This window comes from Meridianimarinicoccus aquatilis (genome assembly GCF_004358675.1).
Lineage (GTDB): Bacteria > Pseudomonadota > Alphaproteobacteria > Rhodobacterales > Rhodobacteraceae > Meridianimarinicoccus > Meridianimarinicoccus aquatilis.
On the sequence record NZ_SMZO01000004.1, the window covers coordinates 47,609 to 73,729 of the forward strand.

The 26,121-nt window shown below is 58.2% G+C and carries 22 protein-coding genes; 12 read left to right on the top strand and 10 right to left on the bottom strand.

Annotation, left to right across the window (positions count from 1 at the left end):
* Window positions 1-11: 11 nt before the first annotated feature.
* The 5 genes from ccmE to E2L05_RS02760 all read right to left on the bottom strand — a co-directional run bounded on the left by ccmE (window position 12) and on the right by E2L05_RS02760 (window position 6,757).
* Window positions 12-455, bottom strand: a complete 444-nt coding sequence (ccmE, locus tag E2L05_RS02740; RefSeq protein WP_133341360.1) for a cytochrome c maturation protein CcmE — start codon at window positions 453-455, stop codon at window positions 12-14.
* Window positions 456-460: 5 nt separating this feature from the next.
* Window positions 461-1,489, bottom strand: a complete 1,029-nt coding sequence (argC, locus tag E2L05_RS02745) for an N-acetyl-gamma-glutamyl-phosphate reductase (RefSeq protein WP_133341361.1) — start codon at window positions 1,487-1,489, stop codon at window positions 461-463.
* A gap of 53 nt (window positions 1,490-1,542) precedes the next feature.
* Window positions 1,543-2,355: a glutamate racemase gene (locus tag E2L05_RS02750; RefSeq protein ID WP_133341362.1), complete on the bottom strand. Its 813-nt coding sequence runs from the start codon at window positions 2,353-2,355 to the stop codon at window positions 1,543-1,545.
* Window positions 2,355-3,233 carry a lysophospholipid acyltransferase family protein gene (locus E2L05_RS02755; protein ID WP_133341363.1) on the bottom strand — a complete coding sequence of 293 codons (879 nt, stop codon included), beginning with the start codon at window positions 3,231-3,233 and terminating at the stop codon, window positions 2,355-2,357. The genes E2L05_RS02750 and E2L05_RS02755 overlap by 1 nt, the downstream gene beginning before the upstream one ends.
* Window positions 3,234-3,358: 125 nt before the next feature.
* On the bottom strand, window positions 3,359-6,757 hold the full coding sequence (locus tag E2L05_RS02760) for an indolepyruvate ferredoxin oxidoreductase family protein (RefSeq protein WP_133341364.1): 3,399 nt from the start codon (window positions 6,755-6,757) through the stop codon (window positions 3,359-3,361).
* Between the two features lie 141 nt (window positions 6,758-6,898).
* Here E2L05_RS02760 and E2L05_RS02765 point away from each other — a divergent pair, with 141 nt between their 5' ends.
* From E2L05_RS02765 to grxD, 4 genes are all read left to right on the top strand, one after another.
* Window positions 6,899-7,792, top strand: coding sequence for a LysR family transcriptional regulator (locus tag E2L05_RS02765; protein ID WP_133341365.1), 894 nt, complete (start codon window positions 6,899-6,901; stop codon window positions 7,790-7,792).
* A gap of 335 nt (window positions 7,793-8,127) precedes the next feature.
* The gene (gene purL, locus E2L05_RS02770) at window positions 8,128-10,287 is read left to right on the top strand and encodes a phosphoribosylformylglycinamidine synthase subunit PurL (protein ID WP_133341366.1); all 2,160 of its coding nucleotides are present in this window, start codon (window positions 8,128-8,130) and stop codon (window positions 10,285-10,287) included.
* 199 nt (window positions 10,288-10,486) lie between these two features.
* On the top strand, window positions 10,487-10,729 hold the full coding sequence (locus E2L05_RS02775) for a BolA/IbaG family iron-sulfur metabolism protein (RefSeq protein ID WP_133341367.1): 243 nt from the start codon (window positions 10,487-10,489) through the stop codon (window positions 10,727-10,729).
* A 210-nt stretch (window positions 10,730-10,939) separates the two neighbouring features.
* Complete coding sequence (gene grxD / locus E2L05_RS02780) at window positions 10,940-11,299, top strand: Grx4 family monothiol glutaredoxin (protein WP_133341368.1); 360 nt, start codon at window positions 10,940-10,942, stop codon at window positions 11,297-11,299.
* A 56-nt stretch (window positions 11,300-11,355) separates the two neighbouring features.
* Here grxD and E2L05_RS02785 read toward each other — a convergent pair whose 3' ends face one another.
* Both E2L05_RS02785 and E2L05_RS02790 read right to left on the bottom strand, forming a co-directional pair.
* A complete protein-coding gene (locus E2L05_RS02785; RefSeq protein ID WP_133341369.1) occupies window positions 11,356-11,742 on the bottom strand; it encodes a cell division protein ZapA in 387 nt (128 codons plus the stop codon).
* Window positions 11,735-12,331, bottom strand: a complete 597-nt coding sequence (locus tag E2L05_RS02790; RefSeq protein ID WP_133341370.1) for a hypothetical protein — start codon at window positions 12,329-12,331, stop codon at window positions 11,735-11,737. Before E2L05_RS02790 ends, E2L05_RS02785 begins: the two co-directional genes overlap by 8 nt.
* 233 nt (window positions 12,332-12,564) lie before the next feature.
* Here E2L05_RS02790 and tkt point away from each other — a divergent pair, with 233 nt between their 5' ends.
* Both tkt and E2L05_RS02800 read left to right on the top strand, forming a co-directional pair.
* On the top strand, window positions 12,565-14,586 hold the full coding sequence (tkt, locus tag E2L05_RS02795; protein WP_133341371.1) for a transketolase: 2,022 nt from the start codon (window positions 12,565-12,567) through the stop codon (window positions 14,584-14,586).
* Between the two features lie 83 nt (window positions 14,587-14,669).
* A complete protein-coding gene (locus E2L05_RS02800) occupies window positions 14,670-17,210 on the top strand; it encodes a cation:proton antiporter (RefSeq protein WP_133341372.1) in 2,541 nt (846 codons plus the stop codon).
* Window positions 17,211-17,214: 4 nt separating this feature from the next.
* Here the strand turns inward: E2L05_RS02800 and ade are convergent, their stop codons facing one another.
* The gene (ade, locus tag E2L05_RS02805; RefSeq protein ID WP_133341373.1) at window positions 17,215-18,903 is read right to left on the bottom strand and encodes an adenine deaminase; all 1,689 of its coding nucleotides are present in this window, start codon (window positions 18,901-18,903) and stop codon (window positions 17,215-17,217) included.
* 266 nt (window positions 18,904-19,169) lie between these two features.
* Between ade and E2L05_RS02810 the strand changes: the two genes are divergently transcribed.
* From E2L05_RS02810 to E2L05_RS02830, 5 genes are all read left to right on the top strand, one after another.
* Window positions 19,170-19,721: a hypothetical protein gene (locus E2L05_RS02810; RefSeq protein WP_133341374.1), complete on the top strand. Its 552-nt coding sequence runs from the start codon at window positions 19,170-19,172 to the stop codon at window positions 19,719-19,721.
* A gap of 9 nt (window positions 19,722-19,730) precedes the next feature.
* Complete coding sequence (locus E2L05_RS02815) at window positions 19,731-19,925, top strand: hypothetical protein (RefSeq protein ID WP_133341375.1); 195 nt, start codon at window positions 19,731-19,733, stop codon at window positions 19,923-19,925.
* Window positions 19,926-20,060: 135 nt separating this feature from the next.
* Window positions 20,061-21,050 (top strand): YHYH protein, encoded by a 990-nt coding sequence (locus tag E2L05_RS02820; RefSeq protein WP_133341376.1) that lies wholly within the window; start codon window positions 20,061-20,063, stop codon window positions 21,048-21,050.
* Window positions 21,051-21,273: 223 nt separating this feature from the next.
* Window positions 21,274-21,762 (top strand): twin-arginine translocation pathway signal, encoded by a 489-nt coding sequence (locus tag E2L05_RS02825; protein WP_133341377.1) that lies wholly within the window; start codon window positions 21,274-21,276, stop codon window positions 21,760-21,762.
* 5 nt (window positions 21,763-21,767) lie between these two features.
* Entirely contained in the window at window positions 21,768-22,379 is a 612-nt protein-coding gene (locus tag E2L05_RS02830; RefSeq protein WP_133341378.1) for a ferric reductase-like transmembrane domain-containing protein, read from the top strand.
* A gap of 97 nt (window positions 22,380-22,476) precedes the next feature.
* Here E2L05_RS02830 and guaB read toward each other — a convergent pair whose 3' ends face one another.
* A complete protein-coding gene (gene guaB, locus E2L05_RS02835; protein WP_133341379.1) occupies window positions 22,477-23,928 on the bottom strand; it encodes an IMP dehydrogenase in 1,452 nt (483 codons plus the stop codon).
* Between the two features lie 119 nt (window positions 23,929-24,047).
* Here guaB and speB point away from each other — a divergent pair, with 119 nt between their 5' ends.
* Complete coding sequence (gene speB, locus E2L05_RS02840) at window positions 24,048-25,013, top strand: agmatinase (RefSeq protein ID WP_133341380.1); 966 nt, start codon at window positions 24,048-24,050, stop codon at window positions 25,011-25,013.
* 12 nt (window positions 25,014-25,025) lie between these two features.
* On the opposite strand, the gene E2L05_RS02845 is transcribed toward speB, so the two are convergent.
* On the bottom strand, window positions 25,026-26,114 hold the full coding sequence (locus E2L05_RS02845) for an ABC transporter ATP-binding protein (RefSeq protein ID WP_133341381.1): 1,089 nt from the start codon (window positions 26,112-26,114) through the stop codon (window positions 25,026-25,028).
* Window positions 26,115-26,121: the final 7 nt, after the last annotated feature.

Here is a 26,121-nt window from a genome sequence, read left to right on the forward strand (position 1 = left end):
CAAGCCCAACGTCAGCTTTCGGGTTCCACGTAGACGCCCTGCTCTTTCAACGCGTCCACAACTTCTTTGGGCATGTACGTCTCGTCATGCTTTGCAAGAATTTCGGTCGCGGTGAACACGCCGTCTACATAACTGCCTGTGCCGACCATCCCTTGTCCCTCGCCAAAAAGGTCAGGAAGCACGCCCGTGAACACGACAGGCACGGAATCGCCACCATCCGTTACGACAAATTCAATGGTTTCGCCCTGCCCGCGCTTGAGTGAGCCAGTTTCGACGAGGCCACCGATGCGAAACACTTCTGTGCGCCCCGGCGGCTCTGCGATCACCTCGCTTGGGCTGCGGAAATAGTTGATCCCATCCCGCATGGCATAGCCAATCAACGCCGTTGAGATAATCAGCGCCACCACGGCCAAAGCGATCACTTGGATTCGGCGTTGTTTTTTCAGACTTTTCATCGTCGCTACGGAAACACCGGGGCAAGCATCAATCCCGCTGTTTCTTCCTCCCCCAACATAAGATTCGCATTCTGTATCGCTTGACCTGACGACCCTTTGGTCAGGTTATCCAGCGCAGCGATAACGATAGCACGACCAGACCGCCTGTCACCTGCGACACCCAGATGCACGAAGTTCCCGCCGCGCACGTGGCGCGTGGACGGATGCTCGCCGAACGGCAGAACGACGAGGAATGGCTCGTCAGCATAAGCGCGAGATAGTTCCGCATGGATCGCTTGTGGGTCACCTTTTACATAGACGGTCGCCAAAATTCCACGATTGGCCGGCAGCAAGTGTGGCGTGAACTGGACCTCGACCTTGCGGCCAGCCAGCTTTGAAAACTCCTGATCGAACTCGCCAAGGTGCCGGTGAACGCCACCAACCCCGTACGCATGCGTTCCCTCGGACAATTCTGCATGCAGCAGGTTTTCCTTGGGCGACCGACCAGCGCCGGAGACGCCGGTTTTCAAATCGATGATGATGTCGTCAAGATCAATCAGGCCGGCCGAGATAAGCGGCCGCAGTGCAAACTGCCCCGTCGCAGCGTTGCACCCGGTACACGCGACAAGACGCGCGGCGCGGATATCATCACGGTAGAATTCGGTCAGGCCATACACGGCCTCGCGCTGCATCTCGACGGCTGCGTGGGGCTGGCCATACCATTTCTCGTAGTCGGCCGGATCGCGCAAACGAAAGTCAGCGGACAAGTCGACTACTTTAAGATGGCTCGGCAAGGCTTTGATAACATTTTGTGTGGTCGCATGCGGCAGAGCACAGAACACCAAGTCCACGCCAGAAAAATCAATCTCGTCGATCTTGACCAAGACCGGCAGATCCACGTGCCGCAGATGGGGAAAAACCTGCCCCATAGACTGGCCCGCTTTGCGATCAGCCGAGAGTGCAACAATGTCATAGCTGGGATGCGTCGACAAAAGGCGGACCAGTTCCGCCCCGGTGTAACCGCTCGCACCAAGAATGGCGATTTTATGGGCCATGTTTGCCTCTCGTATTTTTTGAATGTGTAGTTCGGCGCGGGTCCGGATGCAATTCACGCTGACTTGAAGGTGATCTTTCGCCTCAAAAACTGCGTTGCCTTGGACGACACGCGCTCCGGCACTCCGGTGGTGAGAAAGGTTTTCCCGGCCCCCGTTCCGATCATGCCGGGATGGCGTTCTAAATAGTCGGCAAGGCTTTCGGCAACGATGCTGGCCTGACTATAGACTTTCACATCGGCGCCAAGCGCGCGTTGAAAAGTGGTTTCCATCAGCGGATAGTGCGTGCAGCCCAGAATGGCCGCTTCCGGCTTTGGCATCCGGCGCAAAAGCGCCTCTACATGGCTGCGCACCAGTGCCTCGGCTAGAATTTCATCACCGGCTTCAATGGCATCGACGAGGCCGCCACAGGGCTGTGCTTCTACGTCGACCCCAATCGCCCGAAACGCCAATTCACGTTGAAACGCCCGGCTTGAAACAGTGGCGGGGGTCGCAAACAGCGCCACGTGCTTGATCATGACTTCGCGCGGCGGAGAATTGTCGCCCCACTGCCGTTCTGTCAGGGCTTCGATCAACGGAACAAAGACCCCCAAGACACGCTTGCCTTCAGGCAATCCAGCTTCCTGCATTCGGCGCAGCGCCGCTGCCGATGCGGTATTGCAGGCAAGGATCACAAGATCGCAGCCCTCGTCCCAAAGACGTTCGACAGCAGCGACGGTCAGGGCATAGACATCATCCGCTGTGCGCACACCATAGGGCGCGTTGTCATTGTCTCCATAGTAAACAAAGGGCACATGTGGCAGGCGACGTGTCACTGCATCAAGAACCGTCAGTCCGCCGAGCCCGCTATCGAATATGCCAACGGCCATTATTGCCTATACCTGTCCTCGAATTCAAACCCGTACCCCGGATCGCGCACCGGAACCGGAGACAAGCCGTAGGTCTGCTGGCGCAGAAAGTCCATCATGCCCTTGGCGTCATGCAGATACGGCGCCAGCGCGTCTTTCGGGATCGGCTCGCCGATCACCAGTTCCACGGGCTTGTTTATGCGCGATTTGAATTCCTTGATCAGAAGCCCCATGCGCAGCGTGACATGCAGATGGCTGGCCAGTTGAAAGGCCCGCGAATTATGGCCACAGAAATACATTGGCACGATCTGGGCATCTGACCGGGCAACCATGCGCGCGGTGAACGACCGCCACCCCGGATCCATCGGCTGAGAGAACGGCTTGGCCGAGGTGGACACAGTGCCACCGGGAAAGACGCCAATCGCCCCACCCTCTGACAAAACGCGCAAAGCGGTCTTGCGAGTCTCCAGATTCAGGGCCATCGCCTCGCGTGTTTCATCAAAGCTGATCGGCAGGATCACCTTGTTCAGGTCCTCTGCCTTTCGAAATACCTGATGCGCCAGAATGTGAAAGTCACCGCGTACTTCGCTGAGGATACGACCCATCATGAGGCCATCCAAGATACCGAATGGGTGATTTGCGATCAAAACCAGCGGGCCAGTGCGCGGAATATTCTCCAGCGAGCCGCCGATTACATTCAGGGACAGACCATAGCGTTCGGTCATGACCTCCCAGAAATCACGGCCCTTCGCCACTTCGGTCTCGTATCCCTCGGCCCGGCGGATAAGGTTGAGACGCCCCGTTGCGTTTTCCATTGCGCGGATCAGCGCTCGCCCCCCACGCGTTTCCGCAGAGTAGGAATAACTGATGTCGCGTGCCACGTGCTTTTCGGATCGCATGGTGTGTTGGGCGCCTGTTCTTGTCCAAAAGGATCGTGCCGGTGGTCCGAAATATCATCCAATTTTGCATTTCGGCAAGGGGCGTGTTGTCCATACGTTACATTTTGCCGATCAGCATCGATGATTCATTCCGCAGCGTGCGATCTGGGGGTGTGTGCCGCGTTGAATTCTGCCAGCAAGGAAAGCCGTTTTTTGGCGGCTTCAGCGGCGTTTTCCCGCTTCACCGGACCATAACCCCGAATACTCCGAGCAAGGCGCACGATGGCCAGAATGATATGCCGGTTCTCAGCGGTCATGCGGGGAAGAAGATCAGACAGATCAGTTTCAAACTGAGCGATCAACGCCCGCTCCATGCGCCGTTCGGTGCTATACCCGAATGGATCGAACACCGTGCCACGAAGAAACTTTAGCTTCGAAATCCAAGACAGTGCATTAACTGCTTTTTCAGAAAATTCACGCTTGATCGGGCGGCCATCATCGCCGGCCCGAGAGAACACCGGTGGGGCAAGATGAAACGTCAGGCGCGGTGCCGTTTCAAACTGCGCAGAAAGCTCAGACCGCGTTGATTGCAACAGCCGTGCGACTTCGTACTCATCCTTATAGGACAAAAGCTTTTGATAACTGAAGGCAACTTCTTCGCGCAGTTCCGGGTCTTCGACCCCATCCACCAGTGCGCGGAACTTTCGCGCCAGTCGCGGTGATTGATAGGTCGTCAAATGGCTTTCCCAGATTGATATCTTATCCTTCCCAGTCAACGCTTTGCTGTTCTGTTTTGATGTAAGTTCCTGAACTGTTCGCAGATCAAATGCCGCCCACCGGCCAACATCGAACGCGCGCAGGTTTGCTTCAACCGCCGCGCCATTCAACTCTATACTCCGCCTAAGCGCGTCCAGGTTAATAGGCACCAATCCGCGTTGCCATGCAGCCCCAAGCAACAGCACATTGCTGTAAATGCTGTCGCCCAATAGCTGCTCGCTTAACCGGGACGCGTCAAACAAGACTGCATTATCGCCAAGCCGCTCGCTAATTGCCGCGCACAGATCGTTGCCGGGTATCCGAAATTCGGGATCACGCGTGAAATCGCCCGTCACCGTATCATGGCTGTTGCACACCGCACCAGAGCGCCCCCTGTCCAACAGGGTCAGCGTTGCGCGTCCAGCCGAGACCACAAGATCGCCGCCGATCAATGTGTGCGCTTCGGCGGTGGCGACACGTACAGCCGCAATATTTTCTGGCGTTTCCGCGATCCGGCAATGGACATGTACCGCGCCGCCTTTTTGTGCGAGGCCCGCCATTTCCATCATCGCAGCGGCCCGACCATCCAGATGGGCCGCCGTGGCAAGGATGGCCCCTATGGTCACGACCCCAGTGCCTCCGACACCGGTGATGACAATGTTATGCGTGCCAGAAATCTGCGGCAGCACCGGGTCCGGCAGTTCGGGAATGGTCACATCGCGCGCGGCTGTGCGCCGTAAAGTGCCCCCCGAAACAGTGACAAAAGACGGACAAAACCCGCCGAGGCATGAGAAATCCTTGTTGCAGCTTGATTGATCTATGGCCCGTTTACGGCCCAAGGGGGTTTCAACAGGCACCAGCGCCACGCAGTTGGATTGCACGCCGCAATCGCCGCATCCTTCACAGACCGCCGTGTTGATAAAGAGACGCTGATCTGGGTCTGGAAAGCTTCCCCGTTTACGGCGGCGGCGTTTTTCAGCTGCGCAGGTTTGCACAAAGATGATTGCAGAAACGCCCGCCACTTCCGTCATCTCGCGCTGGACCGCTGGCAGCGCAGCGCGCGGGTGCACGGTAACAATGTCGGGTAGGTCCGATTTGCGCACCGGTTCTTTGTCGTCATGCACGACTGCGATGCGCTGCACCCCCATCGCGGCAAGTTCATGTGCGATTTGCTCGGGCGTGAGGCCGCCATCGTTTTTTTGACCGCCTGTCATGGCGACGGCATCGTTGAATAGAATCTTATAGGTGATTGTCGTACCAGCCATAAGGGCGGCGCGGATTGCTTGAACGCCAGAGTGGTTGTAGGTGCCATCCCCGATGTTCTGAAAAACGTGCTTTCGATTTGAAAACGGCGCTTCCCCGATCCAGTTTGCGCCCTCGCCGCCCATATGCGTGTAGCCAGACGTCTCGCGATCCATCCACAAAGCCATGATATGGCATCCGATCCCAGCATAGGCCCGGCTGCCCGGCGGAACTTTGGTCGACGTGTTATGCGGGCATCCGGCGCAAAAATACGGAACGCGGGAGGTAATGTCGCCCTCAGTGTCAGCCTGAAGCGCGGAGCGGAGTCGATGCAAAGCGTCTTCGATTTGGTCGGTCCGACGCCCCTCTTCGATCAGGATATCGCCTAGATCAACGGCGATGCTGACGGGATCCAAGGCATAGTCCGACGCGAACAGCGGATCCCGCCCCTTTGACGCGCCATAAACACGCCTGCCCCGGCGATCATCAAAAATTGCCTCTTTAATCTGAACTTCGATGAGTTTGCGCTTTTCTTCAACGACCACGATCAGATCGAGCCCTTCAGCCCAGTCATGGAAGCTTTCCATGTCCAGCGGCCAAACCTGCCCGACCTTGTAGGTGGTCAGCCCCAGCCTTTCGGCTTCGGCCCCATCAAGGCCAAGCAAGCTCAGCGCATGTACGAGGTCGAGCCAGTTCTTCCCGGCGGCAACAAATCCAATTTTTGCACCCGGTTTGCCCCATATCCGGCGGTCGATTCCATTTGCGCGCGCGAAAGCTTCGGCGGCGACGCGCTTGTAACGGACCAAACGCTGTTCTTGCGCAACCCAATGATCGTCAAGACGTATGTTCAGACCGTCTTCGGGCATCTCAAATTCTGGTGTGACAAACTGCATCCGATCCACGCGGCCATCGACCACCGCTGTCACTTCGGCCGTATCCTTGACCATCTTCAGGCCGCACCACACACCAGCAAAGCGGCTGAGCGCCCAGCCATATACGCCGTAATCCAAGATTTCTTGCACACCGGCCGGCGACAAAACGGGCATCATGGCATCCACCAAGGCCCATTCTGACTGATGACATGTGGTCGACGACTCGCCGGTGTGATCATCCCCCAGTGCCATAATGACACCGCCCAAGGGGGATGTTCCGGCCAAATTGGCATGCCGCATCACATCGCCGGACCGATCGACGCCGGGGCCCTTTCCATACCACAGACCGAAAACACCGTCGCCGCGTCCCTCGCCGCGCAAATGCGCTTGCTGCGTGCCCCATAACGCAGTCGCGGCCAGGTCTTCGTTCAATCCGGGTTGAAACAGCACGCTCGCAGCGCCCAAAGCCTCTGCTGCCGCGGACATTTGCTGGTCAACCGCCCCAAGAGGCGAGCCGCGATAGCCGGTGACATACCCGGCGGTGTGCAGTCCCGCGGCTTTGTCCCGCGCAGCCTGTATCAGCATCAGACGCACCAGGGCTTGCGTGCCGTTCAGCAAAACCTGGCCCTGTGACAGGTCATACCGGTCGGAAAGACGAAAATCGCAGTGCTGCATGTTTGCCACCCCCGTAAATAATATAGGTTGAACATTGACGCGCGGGAACGGGTCATCATCTAGACGTGACATACTTACAGCGGACCTACATACAGGGACCGTGCGATTAGCTATGCCGCACGAGGTGAAAGAAGGTACGTAATGGACTGGGACAAGCTGAGAATTTTTCACGCCGTGGCGGATGCTGGCAGTCTGACTCACGCGGGTGATGCCCTCCATCTGTCTCAATCGGCGGTCAGTCGACAGATTCGCAGTCTTGAGGAAAGCCTGAACACGACGCTGTTTCACAGGCATGCGCGCGGCCTTATCCTTACGGAACAAGGTGAATTGCTCTTCGATGCAACGTCTTCGATGGCAAAGCGGCTTGATACGGCCTCGGCACGCATTCGTGACAGCGAAGACGAAGTGTTCGGCGAGCTGCGCGTGACGACAACCACGGGATTCGGGTCGCTTTGGCTCGCGCCGCGGCTGTCCCGGCTTTATGACCAGTATCCCGATCTGAAAATCGATCTAATGCTGGAAGAGCGTGTTCTTGATCTGCCAATGCGCGAAGCTGACGTGGCAATCCGCATGAAAGAGCCGTCGCAGGCCGACCTGATCCGCAAGCGTCTTATGAACGTGAACATGCGGCTTTACGCGACGCCGGCTTACTTGGAAAAGAACGGAACGCCCGAAGCTGTGACAGATATGCGACACCATCGTTTGATCTGCCAAAGCCCTAATAGCGTGCAGGTCACTGCCGCCTCGCGCATCGTACAAATGTTGATGACGGAAGAGATTAGATCACTCTTGACGGTCAATAACTATTTCGGGGTGCTGCAAGCCGTCATCAATGATCTTGGAATCGGCGTTCTTCCAAATTATGTGACAGAAGATTTTCCACATCTTGTCAGTGTCTTACCAGAAGTCGTTGGCGGATCACTCCCGGTGTTTCTTGCGTATCCCGAAGAGTTGCGTCAATCCAAACGGATCGCAGCGTTCCGTGATTTTGTGATGGAAGAGTTGGCTGAAAGCCGCAAAAAGACGCGGGACTGATCACCCCGCAGGCATCCCAAATTTAACCCATGCGTGCGGCGCATGTCAGTTATGCTGCGGATGCGGCATCTGGCGCCTTGATGCGCATCCAAGGTGTAGCTATTTCTTTTATCAGAAGCACGGATTTGGTCCGACTTCTACCTCCCTGTTGGACTAGGCCGAGCTTGTCTCGGCCATTTTTTTGCCCTGTTCCAGAAATTCCCGTCTCCACGCGCATGAAACGGTCTGTGACGCCGCCATTTTGGCTGCCTTGTGCAATAACCTCTGTGCGCGATGGCGAGATCGTCTTTTCCTCAGCCGCTGCCTCCCCTAAAAGGCCGCAAAGGGGACCTTACATGCAAGAACCGGATATCACGCAAGACCTGATCGCCGCTCACGGCCTCAACACGGAAGAATACCAGCGCATCCTTGACCTGATTGGTCGGACGCCCAGCTTTACCGAGCTTGGCATTTTTTCGGCAATGTGGAACGAGCACTGCTCTTACAAGTCGTCAAAGAAATGGCTGCGGACACTTCCAACAGAAGGGCCACAGGTGATTTGCGGTCCTGGTGAAAACGCGGGCGTTGTCGATATTGGCGATGGGCAGGCTGTGGTGTTCAAAATGGAAAGCCACAATCACCCCAGCTATATCGAGCCGTACCAAGGCGCGGCCACTGGCGTCGGCGGCATTTTGCGTGACGTCTTCACCATGGGTGCGCGGCCCATCGCAGCCATGAACGCGCTGAGTTTCGGCGAGCAAAGCCACCCACGAACCAAACAGTTGGTACACGGGGTGGTCGAAGGTGTCGGCGGCTATGGCAACTGCTTTGGTGTTCCGACCATTGGCGGCGAAGTCAGGTTCCACGCGGCCTATAACGGCAATTGTCTGGTAAACGCATTTGCGGCCGGATTGGCTGATGCCGACAAGATTTTCTACTCAGCGGCATCGGGTGTTGGCCGCCCTGTGGTTTACCTTGGGGCGAAAACGGGGCGCGACGGTGTCGGCGGTGCCACAATGGCAAGTGCAGAGTTCGACGACACCATCGAAGAGAAACGGCCAACCGTGCAGGTTGGTGACCCCTTCACCGAAAAGCGGCTGATGGAAGCGACGCTTGAGTTGATGCAAACCGGCGCGGTGGTGTCCATTCAAGACATGGGGGCCGCTGGCCTGACCTGCTCCGCCGTGGAAATGGGTGACAAGGGTGATCTGGGCATTCGCCTTCGTCTTGACGACGTGCCCGTGCGCGAAACTGCCATGACGGCGTACGAGATGATGCTGTCAGAAAGCCAGGAGCGGATGCTCATGGTGCTGGACCCCGCGAAAGAGGCCGAAGCAAAGGCCGTATTCGACAAATGGGACCTTGATTTCGCGATCGTTGGCGAAACCATCGCCGAAGACCGGTTTGTTGTCGAACATCAGGGCAAGATCATGGCTGACCTGCCTCTCAAGGCTCTGTCAGGCACAGCGCCAGAGTATGACCGGCCATGGGTGCCAACGCCTGCTGCCGCGCCTCTCGACCCGGTCCCCGATGTCGACGCGATTGATGCGCTCAAGGCGCTTCTCAGCAGCCCGAACTATTGCTCGCGCCAATGGGTATGGGAGCAGTATGACAACATGGTCATGGGGGATACGGTCCGTGTGCCGGGTTTGGGCGCCGGTGCGGTGCGCGTTCACGGCACCAAAAAGGCGCTTGTCTTCACCTGCGATGTGACCCCGCGCTATGTTCGGGCGAACCCGGTTGAGGGCGGCAAACAGGCTGTGGCGGAAGCCTATCGCAACTTGTGCGCTGCGGGCGCCAAGCCATTGGCAACGACGGACAACCTGAATTTCGGCAACCCGGAAAAGCCGGAAATCATGGGCCAGCTTGTCGGTGCGATCCAAGGCATTGGCGAGGCATGCAGCGCACTTGATATGCCCATCGTGTCGGGCAATGTCAGCCTTTACAACGAAACCGACGGCGCGCCCATTTTGCCGACCCCGACGATTGGGGCCGTCGGCTTGCTGAAATTTGCGAAGAACCTGATCGGCAACGCACCCAATGCGGGCGACTTTGCAGTTCTGGTCGGCGACACGCACGGCCATCTCGGGCAATCCGCACTACTGGCCGAAGTGTTCAATCGTGAAGATGGCGATGCGCCGTCTGTGGATCTGGCTGCGGAACGTCGCAATGGTATCTTCGTGCGCAACAACCGTAAGATGATCACTGCAGCAACCGACCTGTCAGATGGTGGTTTGGCTCTGGCTGCGTTTGAAATGGCCGCCGCCGGAAATGTCGGCGTGACCATCGACGACGGCGGCACTGCGCAGGCGTTCGGCGAAGATCAGGCCCGCTACTTGCTTGCATGTTCCTATGACTGCGCGGAAACGCTCATGATCGCTGCAAGCAAAGCAGAGGTCACCATCAAGATTGTTGGCCGCTTTGGCGGTGACACAGTCAAAATAGGTACTTCCGAGGCGCCTCTCACAGATTTGTGTGATCTGTGGCGTGGAACCTTTGCAGCGACCTTTGCGTAATCGCGAGCTAATTTGATGAGGTTTATGGCTGCCGCTCAGGGGAAGTACCCCCTGGGCGGCAGTTTTCCACACGGGGCTGCGCCTACGCCTCCACCCTTGCGCTGAAGACATGTAAAACAACCCAAAATCTGCGATACGATGCGGGTTGCAGCCGCCCGCGCAGCGCCATACATTTCTGCCATAAACAAGGAGCTTGCCGATGCCCATCGAAGCGCAGGACATCGAAAGCCTGCTGAGACAGAGCTTTCCAGATGCGAAGATCACGATCACCGATCTTGCCGGGGACGGAAACCACTACGCCGCTGAGGTTATCGATGAGAGCTTTCGGGGCCAAAACCGTGTACAGCAGCAACGCGCTGTTTATGCGGCCCTGAAAGGAAAGATGGATGGATCGAACGGTGAATTGCACGCGCTTGCGCTGACAACCAAGGCACCGGACTGATCTCATATATCGAAAAGCCTGAGCGAGTTGGACCTTATGTTCAAGACAGGGTTTTCATTGCCAACAGAGTGACGGGTTTGCGTTCGTAAAAACAGACCCTATTTATGGACAGAGAATAAGCAGGCTCGCTTTTGCGACCCCGAACCGCCGTAACCGAACACAAAATGCGACAGGCGCACAGCGCACGATGCCGCAAGACGAGGATAGATCATGAGCGCCGAAGATCAGATCAAAAAGACAGTAACCGACAACGACGTGGTGTTGTTCATGAAGGGCACCAAGTCCATGCCGCAATGCGGGTTTTCCAGCCGTGTGGCCGGCGTCTTGAACTACATGGGCGTGGATTTTGCTGATGTGAACGTGCTTGAGGACGAAAACTTGCGCCAAGGCATCAAGACGTATTCGGATTGGCCCACAATTCCGCAGCTTTACATCAAGGGCGAATTTGTTGGCGGCTGCGATATCGTCACCGAAATGACCCTGTCGGGTGAACTGGACGACCTGTTTTCAAAGAACGGCGTAACGTACGACAAGGAAGCCGCAGACAAGATCCGCGAAGCGAACGCCTAGATCCATAAAAACAGGGCATTCGCCCTATGTTGTTGACGACAGGCCGCAGTCCCGCATTACGCGGGCGCGGCCTGTTCCATGTCTTCTGCAAGAGCTTCAGCCTGTGCAGCGAGTTCCGCCAAACTGTCAGAAAGTCCCGCCGGGATCACCGGGACCTCGATACGCTGCGCCGGTTTCGTGCTGGCATCGGAAAGCTGTGTTTGAAGCTTTGTGATTTCCGCTTCCAGACTGGCAACGCGGTCTTCCATCGAAATTGTCTTATCGGCAAGCAATAGACCAGCCATGAGCAGCATCCGGGATTCTGGGATGCGACCCAATTGTTCGGTCATCGTTTGCGCTTCTGCATCGAGCATTGCAGCGGCCGATTCCAGAAACGGCTGTTCTCCCTCTTGGCACGCGACTTCGAACTGGCGGCCGCCGATGGCAATGTGCACTTCAGGCATCTTCTGTTTCCTCCACAAGCGGTTTCAGCGCGGCAAGAATGCTGTCAATTTCGGCTCGGTCTGCATTGCGGGCTGCTTGCAGCGCATCGATTTCAGTCTGGAGCGCGCCATTTATCAACTCTGGGTCAGAGATGCCCGCCTCGTGTGCCTTGCGAAGTGCGGCGTTATTCTGGCGCAATTGCGTGTTAACCGCGCGAAGCTGTTCAAGCCCCTGTTCGAGTTCGGTCAGGCGCGCCTGCACCGCCCCGGTGGTATCGGTGTGCTGTAGCTTTTCAAGCCGACCGGTGGCACGCTGCGCTTCCCGAACGGCTTGTGCTTCGGCCAAGGCACTGCGGTCGGCCTCTGCCTGACGGGCGATTGCCGCGCTCTGCTCGCGCTCGGCATCCAGAGCAGCGGTCAAACGGGCGATTTCTGCGTTGGCCTGTGCAATTGCGTCAGGGTCAACGGCCATCGCGGGTGCGGGTGTTGATTCAAGCTCTGCAATTCGGCCAAGGGCGGCCGCTAAAGTTTGGCGTGATCTGAGATGTGCAGTGCGCATCCGCGCAAGCGCGCCGATCAGGCGTTGCTCCAACTCTGAAATGTCTGGCATTGCGTCGTCTCCTTGCGGCCCCATAGTCAGATCAGCCTCGCTACTTGTGGCAGCCCGTGTGAACAGGTCCAGCCCAACGCGCCGCGAATCTTCTTATTGTCATCACACAAGACATTTCAGGCGGGAACAAGCCCCAGCCGCCCTGTGGATGCCTTGCACTTCCGCTATCACTTGCTAAGACGCTATCAAACGGGCGCTCAAGCCCGCAACTGCCACTATACCGGAGCTTGCCCGTGAACCTGACTGCCCTGCGTGAACGCGACCCCGACCACTGGCTGAAAGCCTGTGCCATCCGCACCCTGACGCTTGACGCGATTGCCGGAGCCAATTCAGGCCATTCAGGCATGCCCATGGGTATGGCGGATGTTGCAACGGTTCTTTTTGAAAAGCACCTCAAGTTCGATGCAAGCGCACCGGAATGGGCCGACCGGGACCGGTTCATCCTGTCTGCCGGTCACGGCTCCATGCTGCTTTACTCGCTCCTCTATCTGACCGGCTCGCCGGATATGACGCTGGACGAGATAAAAGCGTTCCGCCAGTGGGGCGCCAAAACGGCCGGTCACCCTGAATTTGGTCACGCACGCGGGATCGAAACCACCACAGGCCCGCTGGGTCAGGGGATTTCGAATGCGGTTGGGTTCGCCTTGGCCGAAGAAATGCTTCGAGCGCGCTTTGGCAAGAAGATCGTCGATCACTACACTTGGTGCATCGCTGGTGACGGCTGCTTGATGGAAGGTGTAAGCCACGAAGCCATCGGCCTTGCCGGGCGTCAGGAACTGTCCAAGCTGATCGTGCTGTGGGACAACAACAACATCACCATCGACGGAACCGTGGATATTGCGGACAGAACGGACCAGATCGCACGCTTCCGTGCTGCGGGCTGGTCGGTGCATGAATGCGACGGCCACAATCCCGCCGATATTGACGATGCAATCAACGCGGCCAAGAAGACCTCCAAGCCATCGCTCGTTGCGTGCAAAACGCACATCGCGATCGGCTCAAGCGCACAGGACACCCCCAAAGGCCACGGCGCACTGACGGACCCTGCGGTGGTGTCTGCGACCAAAGCTGCCTATGGCGTCGATTGGGCTGCATATCACGTGCCCGCCGAAATCAAATCCCAATGGGAAGAGATCGGCGCACGCGGCAGCGCGGACCGTGCAGCATGGGAAAAGCGTCTGGGCGGCCTGTCAGGCGCCAAGCAAAAAGAATTCACTCGGGTCATGGCGGGCGAAGCCCCTGCCAAACTTTCCGCCGCAATCAAGGCCTTCAAACGCGAACTTGCAGAAACCCAACCCAACGTTGCAACGCGCAAAGCCTCTGAGAACACGCTGAAGGTCATCAACGCGATCATGCCCGAGCATGTGGGTGGATCGGCAGATTTGACCGGATCGAACAACACCAAGACCGGCGATCAGGGCGTTCACTTGCCCGAGACCCGCGAAGGCCGGTATTTGCATTACGGCATCCGCGAGCACGGTATGGCCGCCGCGATGAACGGCATGGCCTTGCACGGCGGAATTCGGCCTTATGGCGGCACGTTCATGTGTTTCACCGATTATGCCCGCGGCGCGATGCGCCTGTCGGCCTTGATGAAGCAGCCTGTCACCTATGTGATGAGCCATGACAGTATCGGTCTGGGCGAAGACGGCCCGACGCACCAGCCCGTGGAACATCTTGCGATGCTTCGCGCGACACCGAACACGCTTGTGATCCGTCCGGCCGATGCGACGGAAACCGCTGAAGCATGGGAAGTCGCCATCCAAACCAAAACGGCCCCGACCGTTCTGGCCCTGTCGCGTCAGAACCTTCCCGCGCTGCGTACCGAATTCAAGACCAAGAACCTGACTGCGCAAGGTGCCTATGTCATTGCAGATGCCGAGGGCAAACGCGAAGCGCTGTTGATGGCGACCGGGTCCGAAGTTTCGATCGCGATGGCAGCGCGTGATCTGCTGCAAGCCGAAGGTATCGGCACGCGCGTCGTTTCCATGCCGTGCTGGGAATTGTTCGAAGAGCAACCCGAAGCTTACCGCCGCAAGGTTCTTCCAGCGGGGCCAGTGCGCGTCGCGGTCGAAGCTGCCATCCGCTTTGGCTGGGATCGGTGGCTCTTTGGCGAGCGCGGCAAGCGCGAAAAATCGGGCTTCGTCGGTATGCACGATTTCGGTGCGTCAGCCCCGGCAGAACGGCTGTATCAAGAGTTTGGGATCACCGCCGAAGCCGTCGCCGAAAAAGCGAAGGCCCTTTTGGGTCGCTAATAACCGGATGTCCCCGACGGGGCATTCCTTCCCTTTGCTTTTCTGGCCCTTTCTTTCTTTGGTGACGACGGTAACCTGAACACATGGACATCGTCGTCATCACCTCCATCCTTGCAGGGCTTTTCCTTGTCATTGGCTTGGCAGAGCCCTTGGCTGCGCGGATGCGGCTGCCGTTCAGTGTTATTCTGGCCGTGGTCGGCATCCTTATCGGCGGCGGTGCAGCGTTTTTCTGGAGCACGAACCTCACGGATGCGCTGAACCCGATTGCGTTGGCCATTCTCAATCTGCCGATCCGCTCCAACGTCTTTTTGTACGTTTTCCTGCCTACTTTGTTATTCCAAGTCACGCTTGGGATGAACTTGCGACGCATGCTTGATGATTGGGTGCCGATCCTCGTGCTTGCTGTGGTTGCTGTGATCGTGGCAACGTTCTTTGTCGGATATGCGCTGTTTTATGTCAGTGGTCTTCCGCTGGCGGCCTGTCTGCTCGTCGGCGCCATTGTTTCGACCACCGACCCGTCAGCGGTTGTGAGCATCTTTCGATCCATTGCTGCGCCCAAGCGCCTGAGCCGCATCATTGAAGGCGAAAGCCTGATGAATGATGCCGCTGCCATTGCCCTTTTTGGCTTGTTCATGGGGTATGTCATGGCCGGCGTGCCCGACCCCAGCCTTGAGGGAGCCGTTCTTCGGTTTCCGATGCTGATGGTTGGGGGGGCACTTGTCGGCATTGCCATCGCACGGGTTGCCGTTTGGGTCATGGCGCTGGTCGCACGGTTTGAACTCGCGCTGATCTCTATTTCAGTGTCCCTGCCGTATATCTCTTATATCGTCGCTGAACAGATTGTCGGCGTGTCAGGCGTGATCGCGGTTCTGGGTGCGGGCCTGACCCTGAACCTGATGGGCCCGGGCCGCCTGCCCCCCCAGTCTTGGACCAGCTTGCGCGACGTTTGGGACTTGCTGGCCCATTGGTCGGGGGCGTTGATCTTTATTCTCGCCGCGCTTTTGATCCCGCGTCTTTTGGATGGGCTCAATGTTGCTGACCTTGGATTGATTGCTGTGGTCACGCTGGCCGCCATCGCCGCACGTGTGGTCATTCTATTTGGCCTTTTGCCCGTGCTGACGCGTCTGCGGCTCTCGCCGCGTGTCGACCGCCCGTATCGCGTGGCAATCCTTTGGGGCGGACTGCGCGGAGCGGTTACCTTGGCTCTGGCGCTGGCTGTGACCGAAAGTTTCCGCGTTCCGGACGAGGTAAAGCACCTTGTCGGTATCCTTGCGACGGGGTTCACCCTGTTCACACTCATGGTGCAAGGGACGACGCTACGCTGGGTGATCAAGCGTTTGGGGCTGGACAAGCTCGGGCCACTGGACGCTGCATTGTCGCAGCAGGTGGTGGCCGTCGCGCTGCAACAAGTGCGCGAAGATATGGCCTCCGTTGCGGAACAGTACGGTTTGACCCGCGATACCGTGCGCGGTGAAGCCAAGAAATTTGCGGAAAGACTGGACAGCGCAGTCACGTCGGCCGAAGCCAGTGAAGAAATTCTGGACCGGGACCGCGTGACACTTGGCCTGATCGCCCTTGCGGGGGCCGAGCGCGACCTGATCCTTGAGCGGTTCCGCGAACGCGCGGTGTCATCGCGGCTGGCAGATCGGATTTTGTCCCACGCGGATCGCTTGATTGAATCGACCCGGAATGGCGGGCGATTGGGGTATTTGCGCGGGGCGCGGGCCAGCGTCGCGGGCGGTACGAACCTTCGGGCCGCGCTCTTTCTGCACAACCGGTTGCGGGTGTCGCGCCCGCTTGCACGGCTTACCGCCGACAGGTTCGAAATGCTGCTCGCACAGCGCCTGATCCTCAGCGACCTGCACAGCTTTATAGACAATCGAATCCGGCGCATTCATGGCCGCCGGGTCGCGGACCTTTTGCATGATTTGCTTGATCGGCGGACAGAGGAACTGGAACAAACTCTGGACGGGCAGCGGCTGCAATATCCGGGATATGCCGAACAGCTTGAACGCCGCTTCATCCGACGCACCGCGCTTCGGTTTGAAGAAGGGGAATATACGTCGATGCGTGAAGACGGGTTGATCGGGTCCGAATTGTACCAGACCCTGATCCAGGACATTGGCCAGAGACGCGCCATGGCTGAACAAAGGCCCAAGCTGGACCTGCGCCCCCGCAAGACTGAACTAATCAGGCAATCGCCCCTGTTCGCTGATCTTGACGATGCCAGTATTCGCCGTCTCGCCCGCGCGTTGATCACCCGCTACACCGCAGATGGGGACCGGATCATTCGACGGGACAGCAAGGCGCGCAGTGTCTTCTTCATCGCCTCAGGCGCGGTAGAAATGGACCTTCCCGGCGGGCCAAAGCGTTTGGGCCGTGGTGAAATGTTCGGGCAGATTGCGATACTGCTCAAAAGCCCGCGACGTGCCGAGGTCCGCGCCATCGCCCCCACGACTTTGCTGATACTGGACGAAGCGCGCTTCATGCGACTTCTGCGCCGGTCTCCGCGTCTGCAACAGGGCGTCCGCGACAGCGCATCGGCGCGCGGGATCGATCCGTCGCAACTGTTTGATGGGCTGGACGCCCCGAAGCCAAAAAGCGCGTCCAGCGCACCCGCCTGAAACGTCAGATCACGGCAAACTTGTCTACATCCACCATGCCGTGATCGGTTATTTTCAAGTGTGGAATGACAGGCAGGCATAGAAACGCCAACTGCAAGAACGGCTCTTCCAACGTGACACCAAGACCGGTCGCGGCGGCGCGCAGGTCGGTCAGGGCCGCGCGGACGGTTTCAAAGGGCTCAAGGCTCATCAAACCGGCTACGGGCAACGCAAGTTCTGCCAATACCTGACCGTCCCTGACAACGACAAAGCCACCTTCGATCTGACCAAGCCGTGTCGCGGCAAGCGCCATGTCGTCATAGTCCATCCCGACCACGGCAATGTTGTGGTGATCGTGACATACGGTTGAGGCAATGGCACCGTGCCGAATACCAAAGCCCTGCACAAAGCCAGTCGCGATATTTCCATTCACGCCGTGCCTTTCGATGACCGCAATACGGGCAAGATCACGGGACGCATCTGGCCGACGGTCGCCGCCTTCATCCGGGATATTGGCGGTGCGGTGTTCGGTCAGGATCTTGCCGGGCCAGATACCGATAACCGGAACCTCATCGGCGTCGGTTTCATACCGAAAATCCTGTCCCGTCACAGACGGCGCCATCACGCTTTGCCGGGCCACCGGGTCGATGGTGCGACGGGTCGAGAAGCCAGCCTCATTGGCCACCACACCGCCGCAAACGACCATGCGCGCACGGCATTCGGCAAGATCGTCCAACACGACGATATCAGCCCGCTTGCCCGGTGCGATCTGGCCGCGATCCTTAAGTCCAAAGGCTTCGGCACCAGAAAGCGAGGCCGCGCGATAGACAGCCAACGGGTCACACCCCGCTGAAATCAGGCTTCGGATCATGTAATCCAAATGACCATGCTCTCCAATATCCAAAGGATTGCGATCATCGGTGCACAGGCACATGTAAGGTGCGGTCAGCGGTGTCAGCAAAGGCGCAAGCGCCATCATATCTTTGCTGACCGATCCTTCGCGGATGAGGATACGCAGGCCCTTTTGCAATTTCTCGCGCGCCTCTTCGGCGGTTGTGGCTTCATGTTCCGTGCGGATGCCCGCCGCGCAATAGGCGTTCAGATCACGGCCTGACAACAGCGGGGCGTGTCCGTCGATGTGCCGACCTTGAAACGCCGCCAACTTGGCCATGCAGCCAGGGTCGCGATAGATCACACCCGGGTAATTCATGAACTCTGCCAACCCGATCACACGGGGATGATCCATCAGTGGCACCAATTCCCCCATATCCAACTGCGCACCGGCCGTTTCCATGTGGGTAGACGGCACGCAGGATGACAGGTTCACCCGAATATCCATCAACGTGCAATCAGAGGCTTCGAGGAAATACCGGATGCCGGGCAGACCGGCGACATTCGCAATCTCGTGCGGGTCGCAAATGGCCGTCGTGACACCGCGCGGCGCGACGCATCTGTCGAATTCAAAAGGCGTGATGCAACTGCTTTCGATGTGCAGGTGCGTGTCGATAAACCCCGGCACCAACGTTGCGCCAGATACATCGATGACTTTTTCTGCGTCATAGTCAGCGCCGATGCCAACGATTGTATCACCGCAAATTGCAACATCTCCAGAGATGCGGTCACCGGTTACAAGGCACAGAACTTCGCCCCCCCGAAGCACGACATCAGCGATTTCGTCCCCGCGCCCCTGCGCAATACGGCGTTCAAGTTCCATGCACGTTCCTTTTGATGCTCTTCTTGATAGATCGGCCAATCAGTGGCCAATCACAAGGGACAGGAGCCCTTCAGCCGCCCAGCTTGCCCCGGTGCCGAAACTTTTTTCAAGCCATGACTTTTTTGGCGACGGAAATCGCAGGCCGATCCGTTGGAGTACAAATGCGATTGTACAAGGTGTCTTTAGCTATGCGCAAATCCTTCACGATGGCTGCCTCGGTCGGTATACTTGCCGCCTAGCTTCTGTTCTTCGGCGTACCGCCTTGTATGCCAGAGTTTACGATACTCGACTTCGGCCAATCGCAGGCGCCCGGCGGCCAAACGCCCGGCGGGCCTGCTGGTCGGTCATCTACAACATCGGTTGTGACAACAGCGTTGGAACTGCGCGCCTACGACAGTGTCCCAAGCGCGATCCTAACTGCATCTGCGCTACGCAGTGTGAGTGTCGTGTCCCAAAGTTCAGGGACCGTCATTGAGACAAACCTACCTGCCGATGGCACCGTACAGGCAGGCGAGGGTTCGGTGCGGTTCGGCTCTCGCGCAGAAGCACTGCACCTAGAAACAGCAGAGGCAGAACTGCAACAAGCGCGCGATACCGCAACGCCTTGGCTGTTCAATGCGCTTATCGACACTCAAGTTGCGTTGATCAAAGACATCCCAACCCCTTATCCTGATACGGGTGAGATTTCAGATGTGCCCGGCGTTCAAGCCAGCGCCCGGTCAACCAACAGCCTGAACATTCGCGGCGCGGGTCGTGGTCTGCAAGTCGCGGTCACAGGCACGAACAATGATGAGATGACCAAAGCAGTAGATACTTAGATGGCCGCCATGGCGAACGGCACCGCCTTTGTGAACCCTCAACTGTCAAACGATACGGTTGAGGCGCAGTTCGAATTCACTGTCGATCCGGATATGGCCAACGTGTTCGGTCTGACCGGATCAGAGATCACCAGCACCGTCAGCGCCATGGTTCAAGATGTGACCGCCGTTGCGGTGTTTATCGACCAAGCGGCTAAGACTTGAAAACGATCGCGCTGGAGTCCCCGACACAGCATAGGTAGGCAGGATTGGCAGGCAAGACAGGGGCAGACTTCCCCCCTGCCCGAACTTGATATCTTGGCACCCTATTCTGAACAAACAAATTAACAGGAGAGCCCAATGCCCCGCCCCATGATCACCGCCATGCTTTTGGCCAGCACAGCCACAATGGCTGCTGCTCATTCTGAAAGCCCAATCGACCAACTCAGCCATTTTTTCGAAAGCGCAAACGTAATTTCCGGACCCGAAATCGTGGATTGTACCTTGTCGGAAGGGGCGCAAACCACGTGTTTTTCCATCACCGTCTCAACAACAGTCGCGCCCAAGAACTCTACTCCCGGCCCGTGGCGCCCCACCAATATTTCCGATGGCCCAGAGGCGGGCGGCATTTGGCTGCAGGACGGCGAAGTCTATGATGTGGACGGCGCATTCATTTCCAAGCTGGCGGAATTCTACGGTGACGCCGAATGGCAGCTTTTTGATCCCGAAACAGGCGAGATCCAGTACACCGGAACATTGGAAGCCTGCGAAGCTGCGGCGCGCCCCGATGTGGATCCGGCGTATCAAAACCACTGCGTTCAATGCCAGATTGCTTACGTGGCGGATGGCTCTGCCATCACCTATGTCATCCCGCTAGACCCAGTGGCTTCAGAACGGCCAACTCAAACGAACCAGACAGGGTCGGGCGTGGCATTCAATGGTGTCCGGCTTGATGGCCCCGCACCTGTCAATGCGATACTCGGTGCGTACACGATAGCGCCCTTTGATGATTGCGGTGGGCACGTCAATACCCACGTCGGCTATCACTATCACGCCGTCACTGATTGTCTTGATGGGGCGGCTGACGCTGATAGTGGCGACGGGCATGGTGGCCAAATTGGGATTGCGATGGATGGATACCCGATCTTGCCGCATACCGACGCCAGCGGCGCGGCCTTTACAGACCTCGATAGCTGCAACGGACACAAGGATGAGACCGGGGCATACCATTACCATGCGGGCGCAGCAGGCTCGAACCAGATCCTCGGGTGCCTTTCGGCGCAGGCCGGGTGCGTACTTGAAGGTCACGGAAACACCTGTGATGCTTCGGCTCGCCCACCACGCCCATAAGACCGCGCAGACCCATTTGCCACGCAAGCGGGATGTCGTGGCAAATGGTGGCCGATCTGGCCTGTCGATATTGCCGAGATCAGGCATTTAAGGCCATCAAGGTTTCACAAAGCCGTGGGCATGCTTCGCCTGTTGGTCCAAAGCCACTATGTTTGAAAGGGTATGCTGCGCAGCCCACTGAAACCAACCCGCTGCGTAGCCGATGATATCAGGAGTGATAGAAATGGCGTCATCATTGTCTTCCCGCCGTACCCTTCTTGCGGCAGCCGGCTCCGCGGCTGTCCTTGGGGCAACGGGCCTTTTGGCTCCTGCCCGCGCTCAAGGCATTGCCCCCACACGCTCCATGCGGGGTGGATCGAACAATTATAGGCCCGGCGCGCCCGTCGTCGAACGTATAGGCGGGGGCGGTTTTTGGATGAGCGGCACCGTGCGCCGTGCGGGCGATGGCGCCCCATTGAAGGGTCAACGCATTCAGATTTGGGCACACACAACCGAAGGTCACGAGCGCGACCCGAAAAGCCATGGGGCCACCCTGACTGATGCAAATGGCGCCTTTCGATTGGAAATGCCACAGATCGTGCCCGCATTCGGCCAAGCCCATGGGCATTTGGCATTTGAGGGCGACGGCTTTGAAACCGTGTTCCTGCGCCCGGTCATGAACAGCCCGCGCGATACCAGCTTGACCGCCGACTTTGTTCTTCAGCCCGTGTGATTGCGATGCCTAGCCAAAGATCAATCCTGATCTGGTTGGGTCTTGGGCTTGTCATTGGCCTTCCGATTTTTGTGGCGGCGCAAAGCCCGCTGCTGGAATGGCGTGCGCCCATCTACATCGCGGCTGGGTTTGCTGGCATAATTTCCATGGCGCTGATGCTGATACAGCCGCTTTTGGCGGGTGGGTACTTGCCGGGTCTTCCGCCCCGTACGGGCAGACGCGTTCACGCTGTCACTGGTGCGGCACTTGTTTGCGCTGTCTTGCTGCATGTGGGGGGACTGTGGATCACAAGTCCGCCAGACGTCATTGATGCGCTGGCCTTTCGCGCGCCTGCAGCCTTCTCATATCTCGGCGTCATCGCGATGTGGGCGGTCATCGGGGCCGCGTGCCTTGCTGCGCTGCGCCGGAAGGTATCGCCGAAACGATGGCGCCTTGGCCATTCGATCTGTGTCACCGTTGCTGTGTTGACAGGCGTGGGTCATGCATGGCTGATCGATGGAACGATGGGCTTTATGACCAAAGCCGTAATTTGCGCCTTGGCTGTCGCGGCGACGGTGAAAGTCTTGTCAGACCTTCGCGTCTGGCGGTTGCTCCCCAATGCCCGCAAGCACCGTTAACAGCTTTGGGCGGCCCCTTGTGGCAAAGTAAAACGACCCCCACACCGACGTGCAAGGGTCGCATTTCAGATCAACTCAACCGCGTAAATTACTGTTACTAAGCAGAATAATTTGGCGACTCGCGTGTAATCTGCACGTCATGAACGTGACTTTCCTTTAGGCCCGCGCCGGTGATGCGGACAAACTGGCAATTGCTGCGCATTTCATCCACAGTCGCCGCGCCGGTATACCCCATCGCTGCACGCAACCCACCAACGAGCTGATGGATCACCGCACCAGCCGGGCCCTTGTAAGGCACCTGCCCTTCAATCCCTTCAGGCACCAGCTTGTCACTCGCGGCATCTTTCTGGAAATACCTGTCAGCAGACCCGCGCGCCATGGCACCAAGACTGCCCATGCCGCGGTAGGATTTGAACTGGCGGCCCTGATACAAGATCACCTCACCCGGGCTTTCATCGGTGCCCGCGATCATTGACCCGATCATGGCACAGTTCGCCCCTGCGGCGATGGCCTTGGCAAAGTCCCCCGAAAACTTGATGCCGCCATCGGCGATGATCGGCACACCCGTTTCTTTTGCGGCGCGGGCACAGTCCATGATCGCCGTCAGTTGGGGCACCCCGACACCGGCAACCATCCGCGTGGTACAGATTGAGCCCGGCCCGATCCCGACCTTCACAGCATCCGCGCCCGCGTCGATCAACGCGCGCGTGGCGTCGCCGGTTGCCACATTACCGGCAACGACCTGAACAGCGTTAGAGGCCATCTTGATACGCCGGACCACGTCCGCAACGGCGGCCGAGTGGCCGTGGGCCGTGTCAACAACGACCATGTCAATGCCTGCATCGATCAACGCCTCGGCACGCTCAAAACCGGCATCGCCGACAGTTGTTGCCGCTGCCACGCGAAGACGGCCGAGATCATCTTTGCAGGCCGCTGGGTTCAGCACCGCCTGCTCGGTATCCTTCAAGGTCAACAGACCTGTCAGCTTGCCGGAAGCATCGACAACCAAAAGCTTCTCGATGCGGCGCGATTTCATCAGATCCTTGGCTTCTTCCAACTCCGCAGGTTCGCGCAGCATGGCAAGGTTGTCGCTTGTCATCATCACACGGACGGGCGTTGCATCATCGATGGCAAACCGCATGTCCCGGTTTGTGACGATCCCAACAACACGTCCGTCGCCATCGACAACCGGAAAGCCGGTGATCTTGTAGCGCGCTTGCAGAGCCTTGGCATCCGCCAGTGTCTGTTCCGGCCGCAGGGTCACCGGGTTATAGACGATCCCGCTTTCGAAACGTTTGACCCTGCGCACCTCATCGGCTTGTTCGGCCACGGTCAGATTTCGGTGAATCACGCCCATACCGCCCACCTGTGCGACCGCGATTGCCATCCGGCTTTCGGTCACAGTGTCCATGGCAGAACTGAGAAGAGGGATATTAAGCCGGATCGACTTTGTCACCTGCGTGGATGTATCAGCCTGCGATGGCATCACAGAGGACGCGGCCGGAAGTAGCAATACATCGTCAAAGGTTAGTGCCTCGCGAATCTCCATCGGGGTCTCCTGCGGGATGCTTCGGTTGGCGCGTCGCTATCGCATGGATGCGGCAGGTGCGAAAGCCCCAAAACCATAGATGGCCTTGCGTTTGCGATATTTTGTGTCAGCATTCGCCCATGGCACAGCATGGATACGACAACGGGCGGCTCAACCTGCCCTTCACCGGCATCGCGACCTTCGCGAAATCACCCTACGCGCCCGATTGGTCCACCTTGGATGCGGATATTGCGGTTTTGGGGGCGCCGTTTGATTTTGGCACGCAATACAGGCCCGGTGCGCGGTTTGGCCCCCGTGCTGTGCGCGAGGCGTCGACACTGTTCAGCTTTGGCCATGCGGGGGCATACGACTTTGAAGATGATGCAACGTATCTGGGGCCGGACGTGCGAATTGTGGATATGGGCGATGCCGATATCATCCACACGGATACCGAAACGAGCCACGCAAACATTCAAACCGGCGTGGCGGCTGCGCTTGCCGCGGGTGCCCTGCCCGTTGTCATAGGCGGCGACCATTCAGTGAACATTCCGTGTATCCGCGCCTTTGCGGGACACGGGCCAATTCACATTGTTCAGATCGACGCACATCTGGATTTTGTGGATGTGCGCCATGGCGTGAAACACGGACATGGCAACCCCATGCGCCGGGCGGCAGAGCAGGATCACGTCACCGGTCTGACCCAACTTGGCATCCGGAATGTCTCGTCAACAGCCAAAGACGGGTATGACGCGGCGCGCGCCATGGGATCCGACATTCTATCTGTCCGCCAAGTGCGCAAACTGGGTACGCAAGCGGTTCTGGACAGGATTCCAGCGGGCGCGACCGTGTATCTGACGCTGGATATCGACGGGTTCTGCCCGTCCATCGCGCCGGGCACAGGCACGCCCAGCCATGGTGGCTTTCTGTATTACGAGGTGTTGGAATTGCTGCAAGGCATCGCGCAACGGCACGACATTGCAGGCGTCGATCTGGTAGAGGTCGCGCCGGATTATGACCCTACGGGCAGCACCGGCATTCTTGCGGCGCAGGTGCTGCTGAATTTTCTGGGCTTCATCTTTCACGCTCGCTCTCAACGTGCTGAGTGAGCGGCGGCACCGCTAAAGATAGTGCAGCGACGTCCCGCCATGAAACGCGTGCAGCTTTTCGGGTAAGGCGGTAAGGTTCAATTTATCCCCGCGCTTGGTGTGAATGATGCCGGGCAGCTTCGCGACCATTTGCGATCCGCCTTCATCCGCACGTGAATACACCACCGTGACATCGCCCAACCGTTCCGAAATTTCGACTTCGAAGGGCACGAAACCAACAACACCGTCATCGGCAATTGTCAGGTCTTCGGGGCGCACCCCCAGTTCCACCGTCTCGCCCACCAGGCTGTCGGCAGATGGCGCATGCACCGTGACCTCGCCCCCAGCAGTGCGCACGGTCGTGTGCGCCCCCGCCCCTGTCACCGTCCCCTTCATCAGGTTCATCGCAGGTGAGCCAATGAACTGCGCTACAAACGTATTTTCGGGTCGCTCATACAATTCAAGCGGCGTTCCCACTTGGCTGATACCGCCGCCCGCGAGAACAACGATCCGGCTGGCCAGTGTCATCGCTTCCACTTGATCGTGGGTCACGTAAATCATCGTGCTATCGGGCATCGACTCCTTAAGTTGCGCAATCTCGATCCGTGTGGCCACTCGCAAGGCTGCATCAAGGTTGGAAAGCGGCTCGTCGAACAGGTACACCTTCGGGTCCCGCACGATGGACCGGCCGATCGCCACCCGCTGGCGTTGACCGCCTGACAGCGCCTTTGGAAGACGGTCAAGGTACGGCTCAAGCTGCAAGATCCGCGCGGCCTTGGCGACGGCCTCCTCGATTTCGTCCTTGGATTTCTTGGCGATCTTCAAGGCAAAGGTCATGTTATCGCGCACCGTCATGTGCGGGTACAAAGCATAGGACTGAAACACCATCGCGATACCGCGCTGCGCAGGCGGCATGTCATTCATCCGCTCACCGTCAATGGTCAGCGTTCCGCTGGTGATCTTTTCAAGCCCCGCTATCATCCTGAGCAGTGTGGATTTACCACATCCCGAGGGGCCCACAAAGACGATCAACTCGCCGGTCTTAATGTCGAGGTTGATGTTGCTGAGCACCTGCACCTCGCCATAGGCTTTCGCAACGTCCTTCAAGTTCAGTTCGGCCATCGTGTCG